Raw genomic sequence first — 5723 nt, forward strand, 5'->3', positions numbered from 1 at the left:
AAGCCATAAAAAGAGATACTGGTCGGCCATCTTCACTTTCAACTAATTCTCAAAGAATTTTTCATATTCTGGAGTCGATAGATTTTCAGCAACACCCATTTCACCTACGAAGTAGATTGCGCTGGTTATCGTATCTATCGTTGGATTCGATTCACGTTCAGGAAAGTGCCCCGCAGAAGAAACTAATTGTGGTTCGGATATCGAATTACAGACAAGACTGTTACAAACGCTGTGTTGCGTTTCCAAAGGTGGGAGCTCTGGGGCATCAAAATGGTGAGACAATAAATCTTGGCTGACAAGCTCAGCAGAAGCATAAGACAGAGTTGAGCAAAACGCTGAAAGTACAATCCACTTATTCATATATCTTTCCATAGTTAGCATTCATTGAATTTATAAATACTATCTAATTCAGCCGATAATGAACAGTGTTTTATTTAGTTAGCGTGTGACTGTTTTCCCAGTGTGAGCTTATCAAGCAGAGCCTGAGGAATAACGATCACCGAATATTTCACAAAAGCCACCAGCGTAATCAATGCGACAACGGTTCCTAAAACAAAATCATGAACATCGGCCAGCATCAGCCCTAAAACACGGTCACAAACAATTGCAACAATGGCGATACTGATAGCAGTTATCCATCTACGATGATCATAAGGCAAGCGCTCCATCGATTGGCTAACAAAATACAGAAGCAGTAACCTCAAAGTATAAATCGCACACAGAACCGCAATCACGCCCCACACTCCGTATATTGGGGTAATGGTAAAATAACCGATTGCTGCCAATACCGCACAACCGCCTTGGATCCACATCTGAGATTGACTCGAATCACCGCTGAAACAGCCTAAGTTCAGGTAGTCTCCCGCACTTTTAATAACAGCGATAGCCAGCAATGCAACCACTATAACCCCAGCCTGATGATAACTGCTTGGTAAGATAAGAGAAATGAAGCCAGGGACAGTTAAGATCATCAAGCCTCCTAACACTATGGCTAGGTTAACTCCGATTAATGCTCGGTCTGCACACATTTTGCTGCCGCCGGGTTGCTGAAGCATGGCGACTCGGTTTGGAAACCACCAAAGCGCGTAGGGTTGCAGTAGCAAGCCTAGAATTAACGCAAACTTACCACTAACCGCATAAATGGCCAGGTCCTCTACCCCAACAAAACTTGCCATCACCCAGCGATCTAGCCCGGTGATCATATAAATGGATGCCCCGCCAACCAAGGTTGGCAACCCAAATTTCAAGATCTTTGCTGTGTATTGGAAGCAACCTAAACTGCCCATCTGCTGCCATTGATAACTCACCAGACAAAACATCAATAGCAGACTAGAAGCAGCGGCAGAAATCAGCACGCCATCAATGCCATAACCGGCTTCAAGCAGGACAAACGTCATAATAGCCTGAACACCGGCTTTCAATACGTTGAGTTGGCAAAAACGTTTAGCCATTGCGTTCATGCGCATCAAAGTAAGCGGAATGGATATTGCCCCGTCAAGCATCGTAGGAATAAGTAGAAGAAAGATCTGATAGGGTTTGAATTCAACAGGTAACATCAACAGCAACAGGGGCATGCTGAGCGCAATGAGCACGCCGCCAAGTACACACACCACTAAACTGAGCGTAAAGCAGTTAGATATCAGCTTGCGCTTTTCATCACCTTCTGCGACGCCAACATAACGATACATCGATTCCACAATACCGAAACTAAACAAGATCGTACCGATGTCCGCCAATAAGACGATCGCTTCTAATGATCCATATTCTGTCAACGTCATTTTGTGAGTAATATAAGGGATCATCACCAATGAGATCCCTTTCATCATCAATATGCCAATAGCGTAATAGGCTGACTGTTTTAACGAACCCATACGAGTCACCGCTCCCTTACCATGCAGGCTTTAGGAAACTCTTACAGTCACCTATCAAATGTCGCAATGTACGTTTTTGAGGAGCCATCACCAAAGAGCGGAAGCTGTAGACAATAGCCTGTCTATTCTGTTGTAAGCCTCGATAATAGTCTGCATAGCCCTCTAATATTCTCGCCTTTGCAACTTTAAAACTAGACTGAGGTACATTCCAACGCTGGCTGTTGTTTTGATAACGCTGGAGAATGGTCTCTATAGAAGCTAGGTTTCTGAGCTTAAGGTCTTCAGTTTGAGTCACTGATGTTGCTCTCATTAGGTAGCCCACCTCCACAGAGTTCAACACACCAATCTGATGGTTTTCACTCATTCGAAGCCACAACTCCCAATCTTCGCCATACTTGATGTCGGCATTAAAGCTATCGGTTTGAGAAAACACATCGGCTTTCACCATAACGGTCGACGTACCAATCACATTATTTTCAATGATGAACTCTAATGGGTTATCGATATTGATGAACTGCTCTTCTCGATTTTGAAATTGCGACCAATAGCTAAAGCAATCAACAATGACTTCATAATCTTCTGTTAGATGCTCGTAGTTAGTAAAACTCATCGCCATCTCAGGGTATCGTTGGTGGAACTCGAGTTGACGCTCAATTTTTTCAGGAAACCAAAAATCGTCCGCGTCTAAAAAGGCAATAAACTCGCCTGACGCTTTCTCTATACCCAGATTTCTTGCTTGTGGTACCCCTACTCCCAAAGTTGACAGCGTGATGATGCGCTCATCGTCTATCGAAGCTAGGTAGGTGGACGTTCCATCATTGCTGTTGTCATCAATGATGATGAGTTCGATATCTTGATGGGTCTGTTGTAAAACGCTGCCAATTGCCTTTGGTAGATAGTCCAAGCAGTTGTAGGTTGGGATAACAATACTCACTTTAGCCATAAATGACGCTCTCTCAATTATTTGTTGTACAGCTAACAGTGCATCTTCTATGCCGAGTTCAGAAACGATTAGAGTGCATTCATATCAGCCACTTACGGCTCTATTCGCAAAATGACAACTGAGCACAACACGCCAGCAAGCACACAATTCAAAATTGATTTCTATTTTGAGAAAAACAGCGTTAAGCGACGCATAAGGTCAGGAAAAGCATCAAAAAGTCCCTCAAAAAGGGGCTTTGATCTTGGTTCATATCTTGCTTAGTCAACTGTAGTGACCTTCATTAAAGGAGAGAAAAATGAAGAAAGTAGCATTTGTAGCGCCGACATATCCTGTACTCAGCGAAACTTTCATACAAACGGAAGTCGATTCGTTGAAAGCGTGCGGGCATGATGTCTGTGTGATGACGTTCAAGGTTGAACAGAGTGAAAAGTCGTTCGACTACGACATTGTCAAAATAGGCAAAGATGTTCGTTTGGGTAAAGTAGCCAGCATCAACTGGTTTGGGTTTATCAAAGCACTATCATTCGTTTCAAAGCAAAACAGCATGCCGAAGAAGTCACTGTTTGCATACGGGTTTAAACTCGCGCTGCAATTGGCAGAGAGAGACATAGACCACGTTCATGCACACTTTTGTCAGCATACCGCTGCACACGCGATTGTCGCTGCCAAACTGCTCAACATTACTTGCTCGTTTGTCGCCCACGGACACGATGTCTATGAATTCGCCTACGACATCGAACAAAAGATCTCGTCGAGTGATTTCGTGGTTGCCGTTTGTAAAGACATGCTAAACGACTTCAACAGCATGGCCAAAGGGAATGTGAAGCTGCTCCACTGTGGTGTGAATACTAAGCAGTTTAAGCTACAACCTAAAAACGACACCAAACTCCTGCGTCTAATCTTTCTCGGTCGACTGGTTGAACAAAAAGGCGTTCATCACTTGATCGATGCACTGGCTCCCATCGCACAACCGCTCAATATTCATTTGGACATCATCGGAACTGGCGATTTAGAATCTCAACTTAAGATGCAAGTAGAGCATCAAGAACTGACCCGAAACGTGACGTTCCATGGTGCACAAACCCACGAGTGGGTGAAGAAAAACTTACCTAACTACGATAGCTTAGTGGCACCTTTCTGTTTTTCAGAAACAGGTTGTGTCGATACCGGCCCCTTAGTCCTGAAAGAAGCGATGGCCGTCGGCGTTCCCGTTATCACCACAAATATCATGGGTTGCAAAGAGATTGTCACTCCAGAGACTGGCTTTTTAGTGAATGAGAAAAGTGTTGATGAGTTACGAGAAACCATTGAGCGTTTTGCTCAATTAAGCAGCAACGAAAGAGCAGAAATGGGGATGAGAGCCAGAGCTCGAGTTGAGACTAAGTTTAACTCTCTCAAGCAAGCACAGCAGCTGTCTAACTGGATAGAGAACCCCGCTTAGGGCCAGCTAAAGCTGTCGATTAGAATAGAACATAAAACAAAGCGTTACATTGCTAAAAGCGGTAACGCTCTAGATAGATCGTACTCTCACGAGCAGGTATTGTTAACCTGCACGTAGCGCTAAGATCTCTGCAAGATCGTCCGTTTCAGTATAACGGCTCAAACCTTGCTCTTTCGAAGAGATCGCCACAATAGACATTCGGTCAGCAAGCTCATTGCCCTCAATACCGACGTGACCATTTACGTGGTAGATAGTAATTTGAGATGCAAGCTCTTGATAAAGCGCATGAGCGGCTTTAATGATATCGAGGTTTTTTATCTCGCCACCAGACTTAGTCCAACCCTTTTTCTCCCAGCCTGATGCCCACTTAGTAATGCAGTCTATCGAATATTTTGAGTCGCTATAAATCGCAACAGACAGCCCTGCTTTCAGCTTCTCTTTTGCGAGAATAAAGGCTTGCTCTAAACCTTGTAGCTCAGCAGTATTGTTAGTCCCCATCGGTTGGTACAAGCCATACCATAGTTCAGTGAGATCATTCTTCAAATAAACCGCTAAACCCGTTCCCGCTTCGCCTGGGTTAGGTTCACAAGCACCATCAGTAAAGATTTTAATATCAAATGGCATGTCAGTAATTTGCTGCTGAGAAAGAGGTGGAACCTTCGCTTTAGTGGCTGTACGTGGCTTCGCAAATGCAGGCTTAACACCTGAACTCGACTGACATACAGAAGACGCTTTACCACCGAAAGCAGACTCTGCTTCGCCTAGTGTTGGAAACGATTTATATCTCGCGCCCGCAAAGCCATCAACTTGCGCTTTACATTCGTTCCAAGTGGTAAAAATACCGGGTGTGCGACCTTTCCAAACCACATAATATTTCTTTGCCAAATTAACTCCTTACCAAAGCCTAAATACACGATACCCACACCTAAAATGATTCAGCTGTGGGGTAGTAATTATGCCTGATTAAGCTTGAAACACATAAGACATTACATAGTGAAGCAACGATTGAGTCATAGGCCTCAAATTTTTCTACACACCGTTTATCATATTGACTAAGTTTTAGAAGCTATTCGACAGCTTAGGGTTGTCCCCATACTTATTGCATTCCATATTGCTATCTAAAATAAGGAATATCGACAAGATAAAGAAACCTATCACTGGTACTAAGTATAACAGTACCCACCAGCCAGTTCTGTTCGTATCATGTAACCGACGAATAGTGACAGACAAACCCGGTAGCAGTATTAATAATGAAAAAATCCCACTCAGTAAACCAATATCAGAATTAGGATCGTACCAACCTAAGACATTATCTATGAGAGAAAGTAAAAGAGTAATTCCCAAACTAACTGCAAAAAAGTACCAATACTCTCGACGGCGAGCTCGCCCATTAAACTCAACAGGCCTCTTAATTACATCGACAAACCAGTTCATATAATTCCTTATTTGACTAAAAACACCTAAAAGC

General features: G+C 43.4%; 6 protein-coding genes. 1 reads left to right on the top strand and 5 read right to left on the bottom strand.

What is annotated here, in order from left to right; all coding sequences use genetic code 11:
- Positions 1-42: 42 nt before the first annotated feature.
- The 3 genes from BCT81_RS25980 to BCT81_RS25990 all read right to left on the bottom strand — a co-directional run bounded on the left by BCT81_RS25980 (position 43) and on the right by BCT81_RS25990 (position 2814).
- The gene (locus BCT81_RS25980) at positions 43-360 is read right to left on the bottom strand and encodes a hypothetical protein (RefSeq protein WP_102426334.1); all 318 of its coding nucleotides are present in this window, start codon (positions 358-360) and stop codon (positions 43-45) included.
- Positions 361-434: 74 nt separating this feature from the next.
- Positions 435-1871 carry an oligosaccharide flippase family protein gene (locus BCT81_RS25985; protein WP_102426335.1) on the bottom strand — a complete coding sequence of 479 codons (1437 nt, stop codon included), beginning with the start codon at positions 1869-1871 and terminating at the stop codon, positions 435-437.
- A gap of 16 nt (positions 1872-1887) precedes the next feature.
- The gene (locus tag BCT81_RS25990) at positions 1888-2814 is read right to left on the bottom strand and encodes a glycosyltransferase (RefSeq protein ID WP_102426336.1); all 927 of its coding nucleotides are present in this window, start codon (positions 2812-2814) and stop codon (positions 1888-1890) included.
- A 295-nt stretch (positions 2815-3109) separates the two neighbouring features.
- On the opposite strand from BCT81_RS25990, the gene BCT81_RS25995 reads away from it, so the two are divergent.
- Complete coding sequence (locus tag BCT81_RS25995; RefSeq protein ID WP_102426337.1) at positions 3110-4255, top strand: glycosyltransferase; 1146 nt, start codon at positions 3110-3112, stop codon at positions 4253-4255.
- 102 nt (positions 4256-4357) lie between these two features.
- Here BCT81_RS25995 and BCT81_RS26000 read toward each other — a convergent pair whose 3' ends face one another.
- Positions 4358-5140: a ribonuclease H family protein gene (locus tag BCT81_RS26000; RefSeq protein WP_102426338.1), complete on the bottom strand. Its 783-nt coding sequence runs from the start codon at positions 5138-5140 to the stop codon at positions 4358-4360.
- Between the two features lie 174 nt (positions 5141-5314).
- The coding region (locus BCT81_RS26005) for a DUF805 domain-containing protein (RefSeq protein WP_241908279.1) at positions 5315-5723 on the bottom strand (409 nt) is incomplete at its 5' end.

The organism is Vibrio sp. 10N.261.52.A1 (assembly GCF_002876325.1).
Classification (GTDB): domain Bacteria; phylum Pseudomonadota; class Gammaproteobacteria; order Enterobacterales; family Vibrionaceae; genus Vibrio; species Vibrio chagasii.